The following is a 15,773-nucleotide window of genomic DNA, read 5'->3' on the forward strand; positions in this document are numbered from 1 at the left end:
AATCGAGTAAAGCCGCGAGCTTATCAGGCCGCCACGACCAATGGCTACCGGCATGAGAGCAGGAATCTTCCGATAAGTTCAGGGATTAAAACGCATTGGCGCGAAGCGACGATGAAGCTTCTGTCATCTCGTCCCGGCAATCGGCGTCGTTTCTTCTTGCATCATCTGGCGTAATGGCCACTTGCCGCACAGGGCCAGGCTCAGGCATAACAGCGGAACAAATCGACAAGGATGTTTATCTTGCGCCTCTTATTCCGTGTGCTGACCCTGATCGTCGTGCTGCTGGGACTGGTTCTCGCCGTGGTCCTGTATTACGTCGCCAATCCGAAACTGCCCTTCTACACCCCCGCCGAGCAGGTGCATTACCTCGATCAGTGGAGTGACGAAGACCGGCAAACCTACTATTTCACGCCTCAGGGTACGCAGGTCAAAGGCCTGCGCTATGAGTGGTTCCAGGCGCTGGAACTGCCCTTCTCGGCGCAACGTTTCGCCTCGCCTGATTACCTGGCGCGTTTCGGTTTTCTGATCGACCCGCAGCAGAAAGCCACGACGACCAACCCCGGCAACCTCCCCGTCGGTTTTGCCCGACATCAGAACCCCGGCAGCACCGAACAATATCTGGACATCACTTGCGCCGCTTGCCACACCGGCGAATTGCGTTTCAAAGGTCAGGCCGTGCGAATTGACGGGGGTACCGCGCAACATGTGCTGCCGTCCAGTGTGCCTACTTTGCGCGGCGGCAGTTTCGGACAGGCATTGGTGGCAAGTCTGACCGCGACTTACTACAACCCATGGAAATTCGAACGTTTCGCCAGAACCGTGCTGGGCGACGAATACGACGCGCGTCACGAGCAATTGCGCAAAGACTTCAAAACCTCACTGAATACATTCCTCAAAGTCGCCTGGAACGATACCCATCGCGGCCTCTACCCGACCGAAGAAGGCCCCGGCCGCGCCGATGCCTTCGGACGCATTGCCAACGCGACGTTTGGCGATGCGATTTCCCCCGCCAACTACCGCGTGGCCAATGCCCCGGTGGATTATCCGCAGCTCTGGGATATGTGGTCATTCGACTGGGTGCAGTGGAACGGCTCGGCGCAGCAGCCGATGGCACGCAATATCGGTGAAGCGTTGGGCGTCGGCGCCACCCTGAATTTTTTCGATGACAACGGCCAGCCACTGCAAGGCGAAGCACGCTATGCCTCCAGCGTGCGTGTGCGTGATCTGCACAAAATCGAAGAAACCCTGCAAAAGCTCAAGCCCCCCACTTGGCCAGCGGATCTGTTTGGCGCCATCGACAAACCCCTGGCAGCCAAGGGGCGCACGCTGTTTACCGAGAATTGCGCCGGTTGCCATGTCCCGCGCCAGACCCAGGAAGGTGAGCGCTGGGTGCAGCTTTTGCACATGCTGCCGGTCGCTGTCATCGGCACCGACCCGACCGCCGCCAACAATATCGCCAGCCACCGTTTCGACCTGACCGCTCTGCAGTGGGATCTGAAAGAGCTGGAAAAAATGGACGTCAAACTGCATCCGACACCCAAGGCGCCACTGGACCTGAGCCAAATGTCGGTGGCCAAGGGCTTGGCTTACGTCACCGCCTTCGTCGAAGACCGCGCCTATCGCGAAGCCAACGTCACGCCGCAGGAAAAACCACGCCTGGACGGCTTCGGCCTGCCCATCGGCGTGCGCGAAAAACTCGCCTACAAGGCGCGCCCGCTGGCGGGTGTCTGGGCCACCGCGCCGTTTCTGCACAACGGCTCGGTGCCGAGTATTTATCAGTTGTTGTCGCCGCAGGATGAACGCGTCACGACCTTTTTCAAAGGCACCTTCGAATACGATCCGCGACATTTGGGGTATCGCACCGAAGCGTTTACCAATGGCTTCCTGTTCGACACGCGCATCACCGGCAACCACAACAGCGGCCATGAATTCCGTGCCGGCGAACGTGGCAACGGCGTTATTGGCCGGCTATTGCAGCCCGAAGAACGCTGGGCACTTCTTGAGTACCTGAAAGTCCTCGGCGGCCCACTGGAGGCGCAACTGCCATGATCTCAACCTTCAAGAAAGAACAGTCGCTGCTGGCCAGAATCTGGTTGTGGCTGGGTCGTGTACTGGGCAAGGTTCTGTTGATAGCGCTCGTCATCGGCCTGTTCGGCTGGGCCATCGCTACGGTCTGGTTTGCCTGGCAACACCGTGGCCCGGTGTCGGCGCAGGAGCAGATTCCCAGCGGCGAAGCGGCGATGACCCAGGACGTGATCCAGACCGCCGTACGCATCGTCGATCAACACCGAGAAAGCACCCGTTATCTGCGCGACGCCCATGCCAAGGCCCATGGCTGCGTGAAGGCGCAGGTGCAAGTGCTGCCGGAACTGGCGCAACCGCTGCGACAGGGCGTGTTCAGTGAGCCCGGAAAAACCTGGCAAGCGATGATTCGCCTGTCCAATGGCAATGCCTATCCACAGTTCGACAGTCTGCGCGACGCCCGGGGGATGGCGATCAAACTGCTCGATGTGCCGGGAAAATCCTTGCTGCGTGACCGCCAGGAGCAGCGCGAGCAGGATTTTGTGATGTTCAGCCACCCGAACTTTTTTGTCAGTGACGTCGCCGAGTATCGTCAGAACGTATCGGCGCAGGCTGACGGCAAAAAGGTCATGGCATTTTTTCCGGGATGGGACCCGCGTACATGGCAGGTCCGCCATTTGTTTATTGCACTGGCAACCCTGTCACCGCCACCGGACAGTCCGACCGCGACCACTTATTTTTCGGTATCGCCGTACAAATTTGGTGAAGCCAATGCAAAGTTTCGGGTGGCGCCGGCCCCGGACAACTGCCCGGACTACACACTGCCAAAACAGAATCATGATTTGCCGAATTTCCTGCGCAGCGCCTTAAACCAGCAACTGTCGACGGACCGGATACCGGCGTGTTTCGTCCTGCAGATCCAGCGTCAGGATGCCAACAAGTACATGCCGATCGAAGACACCAGCATCGAATGGCGCGAGCAGGAATCGCCGTTTGAAACCGTGGCGCGGATCACTCTGCCACCGCAGGACTTCGATACACCGGCGCTGAATCTGGCGTGTGACAATCTTTCGTTCAATCCGTGGTTCGGGATTGAGGCGCATCGGCCGATTGGCGGGATCAACCGCTTGCGTAAAGCGGTGTATGAGGCGGTGAGCGACTATCGGCACAGCCAGAATGCCGCGCAGTAGAACGGTGTCAAAGCACCTTTGAGGACATGGGATCAATAAATCCCGGACAGCAAAAAGCCCGCACTAGGCGGGCTTTCTGTGGAATCTGGCGTTCAGTGTTCCAGATTCCGAATATGGCGCAGCGGACGGGACTCGAACCCGCGACCCCCGGCGTGACAGGCCGGTATTCTAACCGACTGAACTACCGCTGCGCGAAACGCTTGAAACGAATGGTGGGTGATGACGGGATCGAACCGCCGACATTCTGCTTGTAAGGCAGACGCTCTCCCAGCTGAGCTAATCACCCTTCGCTTCGTTACGGGACGCATTATGCCACAAGTTTTCGTAAAGTGTTGATTTAATTGAAGTTTTTTTCAAATAAATCCGAAAACCAGTAAAACGACACATCCCGCGGGTACAACCTTGGAGCAGAAAAAAACCCGCCTTGGCGGGTTTTTCCGTGGTGACCTGGCGTTCAGTGGTCCAGGTTACCGAATATGGCGCAGCGGACGGGACTCGAACCCGCGACCCCCGGCGTGACAGGCCGGTATTCTAACCGACTGAACTACCGCTGCGCTAAACACTTGAAACGAATGGTGGGTGATGACGGGATCGAACCGCCGACATTCTGCTTGTAAGGCAGACGCTCTCCCAGCTGAGCTAATCACCCTTCGCTTCGGTGTGGCGCGCATTCTACGGAGCGACCCAACCTCTGGCAAGCACTTTTTTAAATAATTTTCTCAGGCCTTCCAAAGGCTTAGAGAAGGGTTGGCCTATGGGACGGCGAAGACAATAATGCCCCCCTTTGTATAAAGGAGAGACTCACCCCATGTGGTTCAAAAACCTGCTTATCTATCGCCTGACCCAAGACCTGCCTGTCGATGCCGAGGCGCTGGAAACTGCACTGGCCACCAAACTGGCGCGTCCATGTGCAAGCCAGGAGTTGACCACCTACGGTTTCGTCGCGCCGTTCGGAAAAGGCGAAGATGCTCCACTGGTGCACGTCAGCGGTGACTTCCTGCTGATTTCCGCGCGTAAAGAGGAACGCATTCTGCCGGGCAGCGTCGTGCGCGACGCGGTCAAGGAAAAGGTCGAAGAGATCGAAGCCGAACAGATGCGCAAGGTCTATAAGAAGGAACGCGATCAGATCAAGGATGAAATCATCCAGGCGTTCCTGCCGCGCGCCTTCATCCGTCGCTCGTCGACCTTTGCCGCTATCGCGCCGAAACAGGGCCTGATCCTGGTCAACTCGGCCAGCCCGAAACGTGCCGAAGACCTGCTGTCGACCCTGCGTGAAGTGATCGGCACCCTGCCCGTCCGTCCGTTGACCGTGAAAATGGCACCGACTGCGGTCATGACTGACTGGGTCACCACGCAAAAAGCCGCTGATGACTTCTATGTACTGGACGAGTGCGAACTGCGCGACACCCACGAAGATGGCGGTATCGTGCGTTGCAAGCGTCAGGACCTGACCAGCGAAGAAATCCAGCTGCACCTGAGCACTGGCAAAGTCGTCACTCAATTGTCGTTGGCCTGGCAGGACAAACTGTCGTTCATGCTCGACGACAAGATGACGGTCAAACGTCTGAAGTTCGAAGATCTGTTGCAGGATCAGGCGGAGCAGGACGGTGGCGACGAGGCACTGGGTCAGCTGGATGCCAGCTTCACGCTGATGATGCTGACCTTCGGTGATTTCCTGCCAGCGCTGGTTGAAGCGTTGGGTGGGGAAGAGACTCCTCAAGGCATCTAAAGCCTTGTGATGTCAAAACTGTAGGAGTGAGCCTGCTCGCGATGAGGGACTGACATTCAACTAATGTGTTGATTGAAAGACCGCTATCGCGAGCAGGCTCACTCCTACATTTGTTTTGTGGTGTTCATTTAATAATAAGGAACAGGCCATGCGCGCACTGGCTGCACTCAGCCGCTTTGTCGGCAATACCTTCGCTTACTGGGTTCTGCTTTTCGCGGTGATTGCGTTCCTGCAACCGGCGTGGTTCCTCGGCCTGAAAAGCGCGATCGTGCCGCTGCTCGGGCTGGTGATGTTCGGCATGGGCCTGACCCTCAAACTCGACGACTTCGCTGCTGTCGCCCGCCATCCATGGCGCGTAGCGCTGGGCGTGGTTGCACATTTCGTGATCATGCCCGGTGTGGCGTGGTTGCTCTGCCAAGTGTTTCACCTGCCGCCGGAAATCGCCGTCGGGGTGATTCTGGTCGGTTGCTGCCCGAGCGGCACCTCGTCCAACGTGATGACCTGGCTGGCCCGAGGTGATCTGGCATTGTCGGTGGCCATTGCTGCCGTGACCACCCTCCTCGCCCCGCTGCTGACCCCGGCACTGATCTGGCTGCTGGCTTCGGCGTGGTTGCCGGTATCGTTCATGGAGCTGTTCTGGTCGATCCTGCAAGTGGTGCTGCTGCCGATCATTCTCGGCGTGGTTGCCCAGCGTGTGCTTGGTGACCGAGTGCGCCACGCAGTGGACGTGTTGCCGCTGGTATCGGTGATCAGCATCGTGATCATTGTCACTGCCGTGGTGGCCGCCAGTCAGGCGAAAATCGCCGAATCCGGCCTGTTGATCATGGCCGTGGTGATGCTGCACAACAGCTTCGGTTATCTGCTGGGCTATTTCACTGGGCGTTTGTTCAAGTTGCCGTTGGCCCAGCGCAAATCGCTGGCGCTGGAAGTCGGCATGCAGAATTCCGGATTGGGCGCCGCGCTGGCCAGTGCGCATTTTTCGCCATTGGCGGCGGTGCCGAGCGCGCTGTTCAGCGTTTGGCACAATATTTCCGGGGCACTGCTGTCGACGTACTTCCGGCGCATGAGTGAAAAGGAAGATCGCGAGGCACTGGCGCAACAGGCGGCCGACTGAGGCGCAAACTTGATCCCCGGGTTAATGCTCGTCACACTACTGCGCAACGCGGGGACGACCCTGCGGCTCGATCGAGTTATTAATCTGGGGACGACCCCGTCTATCGATGGAGGTCTTTCATGTCCTGGATCATTCTGTTTTTCGCCGGCCTGTTTGAAGTCGGCTGGGCCGTCGGCCTGAAATACACCGACGGTTTCACCCGCCCGCTCCCCACCGTTCTGACCGTTGCGGCCATGGCCATCAGCCTTGGCCTGCTCGGTCTTGCGATGAAGGAATTGCCGTTGGGCACCGCCTATGCGATCTGGACCGGCGTCGGTGCGGTGGGCACGGTGATTGCCGGAATCATCCTGTTTGGCGAGTCGATGGCGTTGATTCGGCTGGCCAGTGTGGCGTTGATCATTACCGGGTTGATTGGGCTTAAGGTCAGCGCTTAAGCCACTACCGCTTTCGCGAGCAGGCTCGCTCCCACAGTTGATCGTATTCCTCTGACGGAACGCGATCGAATGTGTGCGAGCCTGCTCGCGAAGAGGCTCTTAAAATCGCCGGCTATCTGACTGCCCCGCGCAACTCCCCGACCAACCCCTGCAACTTCGCCGGCTCAGCAGCATCAACGCCCACCGGCGCTCCTGCCACCAACGTTACCCGCGACCACAATCGGTGAAAAAACCCTTTGTTCGGATCGCGGCTGAAGAAACTCCCCCACAGCCCTTGCAACGCCAGCGGAATCACCGGCACCGGCGTCTCTTCAAGAATCCGCGTCAAACCGCCCCGGAACTCATTCATCTCGCCATCCGCCGTCAGCTTGCCTTCCGGGAAAATGCACACCAGCTCACCGTCCTTCAAATAGTGAGCAATTCGCGTGAAGGCCTTTTCGTAAATCTGGATGTCTTCATTCCGTCCGGCAATCGGAATCGCCCCCGCCGTGCGGAAGATAAAGTTCAGCACCGGCAGGTTGTAGATCTTGTAGTACATGACAAAGCGAATCGGCCGACGCACTGCGCCACCAATCAGCAAGGCATCGACAAACGACACGTGGTTGCACACCAGCAGTGCCGCGCCTTCATCCGGAATCGCCTCAAGGTTGCGATGTTCGACGCGGTACATGGAATGGCTGAGCAGCCAGATCATGAAGCGCATGCTGAACTCGGGGACGATTTTGAAGATGTAGGCATTGACGCCAATATTCAGCAGCGACACCACCAGGAACAACTGCGGGATCGACAGTTTGACCACGCTCAGCAGCACAATCGAGACGATGGCCGAGACCACCATAAACAGTGCGTTGAGAATGTTGTTGGCGGCAATCACCCTTGCCCGCTCGTTCTCGGCGGTGCGCGACTGGATCAAGGCATACAGCGGCACGATGTAGAAACCACCGAAAATGCCGAGACCGAGGATGTCGACCAACACCGCCCAGGTGTGCACGAAGCCCAGCACTTCAATCCAGCTGTGGCCGCTGACACTGTCGGGAATCCCGCCGGAATGCCACCACAGCAGCAAACCGAATACGGTCAGACCGAACGAACCGAACGGCACCAGACCGATCTCGACCTTGCGCCCGGACAGCTTCTCGCAAAGCATCGAACCCAGCGCAATCCCGACCGAGAACACGGTGAGAATCAGGGTGACCACGGTCTCATCGCCGTGCATCCATTCCTTGGCGTAGGCGGGAATCTGCGTCAGGTAAATCGCCCCGACAAACCAGAACCACGAATTGCCGACAATCGAGCGCGACACTGCTGGCGTCTGGCCCAGACCGAGTTTCAGCGTGGCCCAGGATTGACTGAAGATGTTCCAGTTCAGGCGCATCTCCGGGGAGGATGCCGCCGCGCGCGGAATGCTGCGACTGGCCAGATAACCCAGCACGGCGATCCCGACGATGGCGCAGGACACCAACGGTGCATAGTGCGAAGAAGACATGATGACCCCGGCACCAATCGTCCCGGCGAGAATCGCCAGAAACGTGCCCATTTCCACCAGGCCGTTGCCGCCCACCAGCTCATCCTCGCGCAAGGCCTGCGGCAGGATGGAATACTTCACCGGCCCGAACAGCGCCGAATGGGTACCCATGGCGAACAGCGCCACCAGCATCAGCGACAAGTGATCGAAGAGAAAACCGACCGATCCTACGGCCATGATCGCGATTTCCGCGAGCTTGATCAGACGGATCAGCGCGTCCTTGGCGAATTTTTCCCCGAACTGCCCGGCCAGTGCCGAGAACAGGAAAAACGGCAGGATAAACAGCAACGCACACAGGTTGACCCAGATCGAACGGTCACCCTCGATGGTCAGCCGATAGAGAATGGCGAGGATCAGCGACTGTTTGAACACGTTGTCGTTGAACGCGCCGAGCGACTGCGTGATGAAGAATGGCAGGAAGCGCCGGGTGCGCAGCAGGTTGAACTGTGAGGGGTGACTCATCTTCCGTGTTTCCCTGATGTTTAAGGTAGAGAGGCCTGGGTACTGCTTATTGGATTCTCGAACAGCGATCCAGGCCACACCTTACCTAAACTTTTCTGGTTATTTCTTCAAACCTGCGATGCACGGCGAGACAAACAGCTCGCCCCGCCAGGCGCCTTGCACGGTACGTTTGCCGACGATCAGCCACATCAGCGCCAGCAACATCACCAACAGCGTGCCGACGACACTGAAAAACGTCAGGTTCAGGGTGCTCGCCAGTTTCAGGGTTGCCAGCGAATACACGCCCAACGGGAAGGTGAAGCCCCACCAGCCGAGGTTGAACGGGATGCCGTCACGCAAGTAGCGCACGGTGATCAGCAGCGCCATCAGCATCCACCACAGCCCGAAGCCCCACAGGGTTATCCCGGCAATAAGCCCCACACCCGAGGCGATTTCACCGATACCGGGCAGACCGTTCGCCGCGAATATCGCCGGCGCATCACCGCCCAACAGCAACATGCCCAGCGCACCGGTGCCGATCGGGCCGAGGGCCAGCCAGCTCGAGGCTGCCATGTTTTCGTGGGGCAGTTTGTGCAGGGCCATACGCAGCAGCAGGATGGTCAGAATGCTGAACGCTACCGGTAGGGAAAAGGCCCAGAGCACGTAGCTTGTCGTCAGTACCACCAGTTGTGAATGGGCATCGGTGAGATGCGGCGCGAGCAAACCACCGCTGGCCGCCGCCACCTCTGCCGCCACGACCGGCAGCAACCAGACGGCGGTCATCTGATCAATGCTGTGTTCCTGACGGGTAAACATCATGTAAGGGATCAACACGCCGCAAGCCAGCGACATGGCCACATCGATCCACCACAGCACTTCGGCGAGGTGAATCACGCCGTCACCCCAGCGCGGCAGGCCAAACAGCAGAAAGCCGTTGATGATCGTCGCCAGGCCCATGGGAATCGTGCCGAAGAACATCGATACAGTGGAGTGGCCGAAAATCCGCCGCGCTTCATCAAAGAACAGCATCCAGCGTGCGGCGTAGGCAACGGTAAACAGGCTGAATAACAGAATGTTGAACAACCACAAACCTTCAGCAATGGCGTGCAGGCCTGGAATGGCCAATGGCAGTTGCGCCAACGCCAACGCCAGCACACCAGTGCCCATGGTCGCTGCGAACCAGTTGGGGGTGAACTGGCGGATCACTTCACGCGGATGCTGAAGCTGGCTGAACGGTTTGATGCCGGGTTTGGCGCTGTTGGGGCAAGTCATCATGGAGTCCTCTCCTCTGGTGAGGTTGAGTCCATGGTAGAACCGAATCGAATATCTATATAACGGGTAATTTCTCTAACTGTTATCTGTTTTACCAATAAGCAGTCAGACGCTGCCTTCGCTCTCGATCACCAGAATCCGCGCTGCACCTTGCGGATGGGCGACATGCTCGGTGCCGACACTCGCATAGAAGATGTCACCGACCTCAAGCTGCACCTGTTTTTCTTCGCCCAGATCGCGGTAATGCATCAGCACTTGACCATCCAGCACCACAAACACTTCCTCGCCGTCGTTGATGTGCCATTTGTACGGCTGATCCGTCCAGTGCAGGCGCGTGGTGATGCCGTTCATGTTGGCAATGTCCAGCGCGCCCCAGGCGCGCTCGGCGGTGAAGGTCTTGCTGCGAATAATCTTCATGAGTCGATCCGTGAGAAGAAGGCTGGGCAAGGCTAACCGAAATCGAGGGGGTTATGGAGCGCGGCACACTTTGGCTGCGGCTGGGCGCAGGCTGAGCAGCAGCGCGCCAATGGCCAACACGATCAACACCACCCCGTAACCATCGGTGGTTGCCAGCAAACCGTAGCTACGCGACAAGTGCCCGGCGAGCAACGCCGGCAGACAGAACGCCAGATAACTGAGCACGTAATAGGCCGCCATCAATCCTGCCCGCTCATGGGGCAAGGCCAGCGGCACCAGGCTGCGCACGGCGCCGAGGAATCCCGAGCCAAAGCCGCAACCGGCCACCAGCGTGCCGAGGAAAAACAGCGACAGGCTGGCGCTGTGCACGCCCAGCAGAATCAATACCAGACCGATCGGCAGCAGGCTCGCGCCCAACTGCAAGGCCCGGACGGCAGGACGATTGCGCATCGTGAAAATCATCAGCGCACCAGTCACGGTCAGGGCCGCAACGGTGGCGCCGCCGATCAGATTCGAGTCCGAGCCAGTGGCGGTGCGCACCAATGACGGTGCCAGCGATGCATAAAAGCCGCCGAGCGCCCAGGTTGCCGTGTTCAGCGGCAACACTCGCCACAAAGTGGCTCGCGCTTGAGTCGGCACGTGCAGTGTCGGCCGCAACGAGGCCCACGCCCCGGCTTGCGGAGTGACGCTTTCCGATAAGCGCCAGACATAAATGCCTTGCAATACAAACAGTGCGAGCAGCAGCCAATAGGTCAGTTGCAACGGCGCCGGCGCAAACTCCGCCAACAAACCGCAACCCATGCCGCCCAAGGCCATGCCGAGCAACGGCGCGACACTGTTGATCAACGGCCCCTGCTGACGATCCGTGTCGAGCAGCGTTGCGCTTAAAACAGCGGTGGCCATGCCGGTGGCAAACCCTTGCAGAACACGCGCGCTGATCAGCCACGCCACGCTGTCGGCGTAGATAAACAGCAGCATCGCCAACGCGTTGAGCAACACGGCGGTGAAGATCACCGGTTTGCGTCCGAGGTGATCGGACAGCGAGCCGACGGTTAATAGCGCCGCCAACAGGCTGAGGGCGTAGACACCGAAGATCAGCGTCAGCACTGCAGCCGAGAAGTGCAGTTGATCCTGATACAGGTGATACAGCGGCGTTGGCGCCGTGGATGCTGCGAGAAAACTCAGTAAAGTAATCGCCAGAAACCACAGGCTGGATCGATTGGAAGCAAGGCTGGTCATGGGCACACTCCGCAAAAGCTAATTTTTTGCTTTTGCGGAGTGTGCTACTGCCTTGCGCTTAAAGCAAATTCTTTGTGTTAAGGTCTGCCGCATGGCTATTAAAGAAGGTTTACGCCCCGGCGGCCGCAGTGCCCGGGTGCAAGATGCAATTCATTCGGCAGTCCGTGCGCTCCTGCAAGAACAGGAGCGCTCGAGCGTGACCGTCCCGCAGATCGCCGCGCGGGCAGGCGTTACACCGTCGACGATTTACCGGCGCTGGGGTGACCTGTCGGCATTGTTGGCCGACGTCGCCCTCGCCCGCATGCGTCCGGACAGCGAACCGGCGCAAACCGGCAGCTTGCGCAGTGATATTCGTGCGTGGGCTGAGCAATACCTCGACGAGATGAGTTCGGAGCCTGGGCGCAACATGATGCGCGACGTGCAGGCCAGTGCTACGCCGGGCTATTGCGTGACGATCATTAGTGCGCAATTGCAGACGATCGTTGAGCGGTATCCGGATGAAATGGCGCCGAGTGTTGATCGGTTGATCAACCTGGTGGTTGCGCCGGTGGTGTTCCGGATTCTGTTTTCGGCGGCGGCGCTGGAGGTGGCTGAACTGCATCGGCTGATCGATATTGCGCTGCGTCAGGACTGACGCCTTCGCGAGCAGGCTCGCTCCCACAGTGGAATGCATCGCAAATATGGGAGCGAGCCTGCTCGCGAAGGGGCCCACCCGATCACCCCAGAAACCGAGGGGTTCCCCGCCTGCGACACCCCACCACGCCACGACCTTGGTCGACACTGACTAACCGCCCCGCGCATGCGAGACTGTCCGCCCGGGCAGGAGTGCCGGGGAGTCTTTTGTCGGGAGTGTTGCATGTCGCTGTCCACCGGGCTGATCGCCGCCGTCGCCCTGGCCTATATGGCCATCATGTTCGCCATCGCCTTCTACGGCGATCGCCGCAGCGCGCCGTTGCCGCCGCGCGTGCGTGCCTGGGTGTACAGCCTGTCGCTGGCGGTTTATTGCACCAGCTGGACGTTCTTCGGCGCTGTCGGTCAAGCCGCCGAGCAATTGTGGTCATTCCTGCCGATTTACCTCGGGCCGATCCTGCTTCTTGTCGGCGCGCCGTGGGTCCTGCAGAAAATGGTGATGATCAGCAAACAGGAGAACATCACCTCCATCGCTGACTTTATCGCCGCGCGCTACGGCAAATCGCAATCGCTGGCGGTGGTCGTCGCGCTGATCTGTCTGGTCGGCGTCCTCCCCTACATCGCCCTGCAACTCAAAGGCATCGTCCTCGGCGTGAACCTGCTGATCGGCGCCGGTGCCGACGCCATGGGCACCCGCGCCCAGGACACCGCGCTGATCGTGTCGCTGGTGCTGGCGCTGTTCACCATCGTCTTCGGCACGCGCAACCTCGATGCCACCGAACACCACCGTGGCATGGTGCTGGCGATTGCTTTCGAATCGCTGGTCAAACTGTTCGCCTTTCTCGCCGTCGGCGCCTTCGTCACTTATGGCCTGTATGACGGTTTCGATGATCTGTTAAACCAGGCCATGCTCGCACCGCGCCTCGAGGAATACTGGAAAGAAACCATCAATTGGCCCTCGATGGTGGTGCAGACCGGCGTGGCGATGATGGCGATCATCTGCCTGCCCCGGCAGTTCCACGTCACCGTGGTGGAGAACATCGACCCGCAGGATCTGCGCCTGGCCAAATGGGTATTTCCGGCCTATCTGGCTTTGGCCGCACTGTTTGTCGTGCCGATCGCGCTCGCTGGTCAGATGCTGTTGCCGCGCGATGTGCTGCCCGACTCCTTCGTGATCAGCCTGCCACTGGCGCAGGCCCATCCGGCGCTGGCGATGCTGGCCTTTATCGGTGGCGCGTCGGCGGCGACCGGCATGGTGATTGTCGCCAGCGTGGCGTTGTCGACCATGGTCTCCAACGACATGCTGTTGCCGTGGTTGCTGCGGCGCAACAACGCCGAGCGCCCGTTCGAGGTGTTCCGCCAATGGATGCTCTCGGTACGCCGCGTCAGCATCGTGGTGATTCTGTTGCTCGCCTATGTCAGCTACCGCTTGCTCGGCTCGACGGCAAGCCTGGCGACCATCGGGCAGATCGCGTTCGCCGCCGTGACTCAACTGGCGCCCGCCATGCTCGGCGCGCTGTACTGGAAACAGGCCAACCGGCGCGGCGTTTTCGCCGGTTTGGCGGCCGGTACTTTCCTGTGGTTCTACACCTTGATCCTGCCGATCGCCGCGCACAGCCTCGGCTGGTCGTTAAGCAGTTTTCCAGGGCTGGCATGGTTGCACAGCAATCCGCTGAACCTGCCAATTAGCCCGCTGACCCAAGGCGTAGTGCTGTCGCTGGCCGGCAACTTCACCCTGTTCGCCTGGGTTTCGGTGCTGTCGCGTACCCGCGTATCGGAACACTGGCAGGCCGGACGTTTCATCGGTCAGGAGATCAGTGCGCGGCCGAGCGCACGCTCGATGCTGGCGGTGCAAATCGACGACTTGCTGCAATTGGCCGCGCGTTTTGTCGGTGAGGAACGTGCGCGCCAGAGCTTCATTCGCTTCGCCTATCGCCAAGGCAAAGGCTTCAACCCCAACCAGAATGCCGACGGCGAATGGATCGCCCATACCGAGCGCTTGCTGGCCGGTGTACTCGGCGCTTCGTCGACGCGCGCAGTGGTAAAAGCCGCCATCGAAGGTCGGGAAATGCAGCTGGAGGACGTCGTCCGCATCGCCGACGAAGCCTCCGAGGTGCTGCAGTTCAACCGTGCCTTGCTGCAGGGTGCGATCGAGAACATCACCCAAGGCATCAGCGTGGTCGACCAGTCACTGAAACTGGTGGCCTGGAACCGTCGTTATCTGGAGCTGTTCAACTACCCCGACGGCTTGATCAGCGTCGGTCGGCCGATTGCTGACATCATTCGCTACAACGCCGAGCGCGGCCTGTGCGGCCCCGGCGAAGCGGAAGTCCACGTTGCCCGCCGCTTGCACTGGATGCGTCAGGGCCGCGCGCACACCTCTGAACGGCTGTTCCCCAACGGCCGGGTGATCGAGCTGATCGGCAACCCGATGCCGGGGGGCGGTTTCGTCATGAGTTTCACCGACATCACCGCGTTCCGCGAAGCCGAGCAGGCACTGACCGAAGCCAATGAAGGGCTGGAACAACGGGTCAGCGAACGCACCCAGGAGCTGTCGCAACTCAACGTCGCGCTGACCGAGGCGAAGGGCACCGCCGAAGCCGCCAATCAGTCGAAAACCCGCTTTCTCGCGGCGGTCAGCCATGACTTGATGCAACCGCTGAACGCCGCTCGGCTGTTCTCCGCCGCCCTCTCCCATCAGGACGACGGCTTGAGCAGCGAGGCGCAGAAACTGGTGCAGCACCTCGACAGCTCACTGCGTTCGGCCGAGGACCTGATCAGCGATCTGCTGGATATTTCCCGCCTGGAAAACGGCAAGATCAACCCCGATCGCAAGCCGTTTGCGGTCAATGAACTGTTTGACACCCTCGGCGCGGAATTCAAGGCACTGGCGCAGGAACAGGGTTTGAAGTTCCGGGTGCGCGGCAGCCATCTGCGCATCGACAGCGACATCAAATTGCTACGGCGGATTCTGCAGAACTTCCTCACCAACGCCTTCCGTTATGCCAAGGGTCCGGTGTTGCTCGGTGTGCGTCGACGTGGCGGCGAACTGTGCCTGGAGGTGTGGGATCGCGGGCCGGGGATTCCGGAAGATAAACAGCAAGTGATTTTCGAAGAGTTCAAACGCCTCGACAGTCATCAGACCCGCGCTGAAAAAGGCCTCGGCCTGGGTTTGGCAATTGCCGATGGTTTGTGCCGGGTGCTCGGTCACACCTTGCGGGTGCGCTCGTGGCCGGGTCGCGGCAGTGTGTTCAGCGTCAGCGTGCCGCTCACTCACTCGCAGGCCCAACCGGCAAGCGCTGCAGCCGAAATAAATGGCAGGTTGCCAAGCGGCGCGCGGGTGCTGTGCATCGACAATGAAGACAGCATTCTGATCGGCATGAACAGCCTGCTCAGTCGCTGGGGATGTCAGGTGTGGACAGCGCGCAATCGCGAAGAATGTGCAGCACTGTTAAATGACGGCGTGCGACCGCAACTGGCGTTGGTCGACTATCACCTTGACCACGGCGATACCGGCACTGAGCTGATGGCGTGGTTGCGCACGAGCCTAGGTGAGCCGGTGCCGGGGGTGGTGATCAGCGCTGACGGGCGACCGGAGATGGTCGCCCAGGTGCATGCGGCGGGGCTGGATTATCTGGCCAAACCGGTGAAGCCGGCGGCGTTGCGGGCGTTGTTGAGTCGGTATTTACCGCTGTAGAAGCAAAAAATCGCAGCCTCCGGCTCCTGCATTGGTATGGCGTACATCCTGTGGGAGCTGCCG

The 15,773-nt window shown here is 59.7% G+C and carries 11 protein-coding genes and 4 tRNA genes; 7 read left to right on the forward strand and 8 right to left on the reverse strand.

What is annotated here, in order from left to right; translation table 11 throughout:
* The first annotated feature begins 240 nt into the window (after window positions 1–240).
* Both AC1DVF_RS10890 and AC1DVF_RS10895 read left to right on the forward strand, forming a co-directional pair.
* A complete protein-coding gene (locus AC1DVF_RS10890; protein ID WP_477782452.1) occupies window positions 241–2,049 on the forward strand; it encodes a di-heme-cytochrome C peroxidase in 1,809 nt (602 codons plus the stop codon).
* Window positions 2,046–3,212 (forward strand): catalase family protein, encoded by a 1,167-nt coding sequence (locus tag AC1DVF_RS10895; protein WP_460090233.1) that lies wholly within the window; start codon window positions 2,046–2,048, stop codon window positions 3,210–3,212. The genes AC1DVF_RS10890 and AC1DVF_RS10895 overlap by 4 nt, the downstream gene beginning before the upstream one ends.
* 114 nt (window positions 3,213–3,326) lie before the next feature.
* Here AC1DVF_RS10895 and AC1DVF_RS10900 read toward each other — a convergent pair.
* From AC1DVF_RS10900 to AC1DVF_RS10915, 4 genes are all read right to left on the reverse strand, one after another.
* Window positions 3,327–3,403, reverse strand: a tRNA-Asp gene (locus AC1DVF_RS10900).
* A 19-nt stretch (window positions 3,404–3,422) separates the two neighbouring features.
* Window positions 3,423–3,498, reverse strand: a tRNA-Val gene (locus tag AC1DVF_RS10905).
* A 191-nt stretch (window positions 3,499–3,689) separates the two neighbouring features.
* A tRNA-Asp gene (locus tag AC1DVF_RS10910) sits at window positions 3,690–3,766 on the reverse strand.
* A 19-nt stretch (window positions 3,767–3,785) separates the two neighbouring features.
* Window positions 3,786–3,861 (reverse strand) — tRNA-Val (locus AC1DVF_RS10915).
* Window positions 3,862–4,020: 159 nt separating this feature from the next.
* Between AC1DVF_RS10915 and rdgC the strand changes: the two genes are divergently transcribed.
* From rdgC to sugE, 3 genes are all read left to right on the forward strand, one after another.
* Complete coding sequence (gene rdgC, locus AC1DVF_RS10920) at window positions 4,021–4,941, forward strand: recombination-associated protein RdgC (RefSeq protein WP_064390914.1); 921 nt, start codon at window positions 4,021–4,023, stop codon at window positions 4,939–4,941.
* 148 nt (window positions 4,942–5,089) lie between these two features.
* Window positions 5,090–6,055, forward strand: a complete 966-nt coding sequence (locus AC1DVF_RS10925) for a bile acid:sodium symporter family protein (protein ID WP_477782453.1) — start codon at window positions 5,090–5,092, stop codon at window positions 6,053–6,055.
* Between the two features lie 119 nt (window positions 6,056–6,174).
* Window positions 6,175–6,489, forward strand: a complete 315-nt coding sequence (gene sugE / locus AC1DVF_RS10930; RefSeq protein WP_003223093.1) for a quaternary ammonium compound efflux SMR transporter SugE — start codon at window positions 6,175–6,177, stop codon at window positions 6,487–6,489.
* A gap of 112 nt (window positions 6,490–6,601) precedes the next feature.
* Here the strand turns inward: sugE and AC1DVF_RS10935 are convergent, their stop codons facing one another.
* From AC1DVF_RS10935 to AC1DVF_RS10950, 4 genes are all read right to left on the reverse strand, one after another.
* The gene (locus AC1DVF_RS10935; protein ID WP_477782454.1) at window positions 6,602–8,476 is read right to left on the reverse strand and encodes an MFS transporter; all 1,875 of its coding nucleotides are present in this window, start codon (window positions 8,474–8,476) and stop codon (window positions 6,602–6,604) included.
* Between the two features lie 99 nt (window positions 8,477–8,575).
* Entirely contained in the window at window positions 8,576–9,727 is a 1,152-nt protein-coding gene (locus tag AC1DVF_RS10940; protein ID WP_477782463.1) for a TDT family transporter, read from the reverse strand.
* A 105-nt stretch (window positions 9,728–9,832) separates the two neighbouring features.
* Window positions 9,833–10,144 (reverse strand): cupin domain-containing protein, encoded by a 312-nt coding sequence (locus tag AC1DVF_RS10945; protein WP_095051094.1) that lies wholly within the window; start codon window positions 10,142–10,144, stop codon window positions 9,833–9,835.
* 51 nt (window positions 10,145–10,195) lie between these two features.
* Complete coding sequence (locus tag AC1DVF_RS10950; protein ID WP_477782455.1) at window positions 10,196–11,383, reverse strand: MFS transporter; 1,188 nt, start codon at window positions 11,381–11,383, stop codon at window positions 10,196–10,198.
* Between the two features lie 91 nt (window positions 11,384–11,474).
* Between AC1DVF_RS10950 and AC1DVF_RS10955 the strand changes: the two genes are divergently transcribed.
* Window positions 11,475–12,017 carry a TetR/AcrR family transcriptional regulator gene (locus AC1DVF_RS10955; RefSeq protein ID WP_460090230.1) on the forward strand — a complete coding sequence of 181 codons (543 nt, stop codon included), beginning with the start codon at window positions 11,475–11,477 and terminating at the stop codon, window positions 12,015–12,017.
* A 222-nt stretch (window positions 12,018–12,239) separates the two neighbouring features.
* Window positions 12,240–15,710, forward strand: a complete 3,471-nt coding sequence (locus tag AC1DVF_RS10960; RefSeq protein ID WP_477782456.1) for a hybrid sensor histidine kinase/response regulator — start codon at window positions 12,240–12,242, stop codon at window positions 15,708–15,710.
* Window positions 15,711–15,773: the final 63 nt, after the last annotated feature.

It is taken from the genome of Pseudomonas sp. P4_D7 (assembly GCF_056401755.1).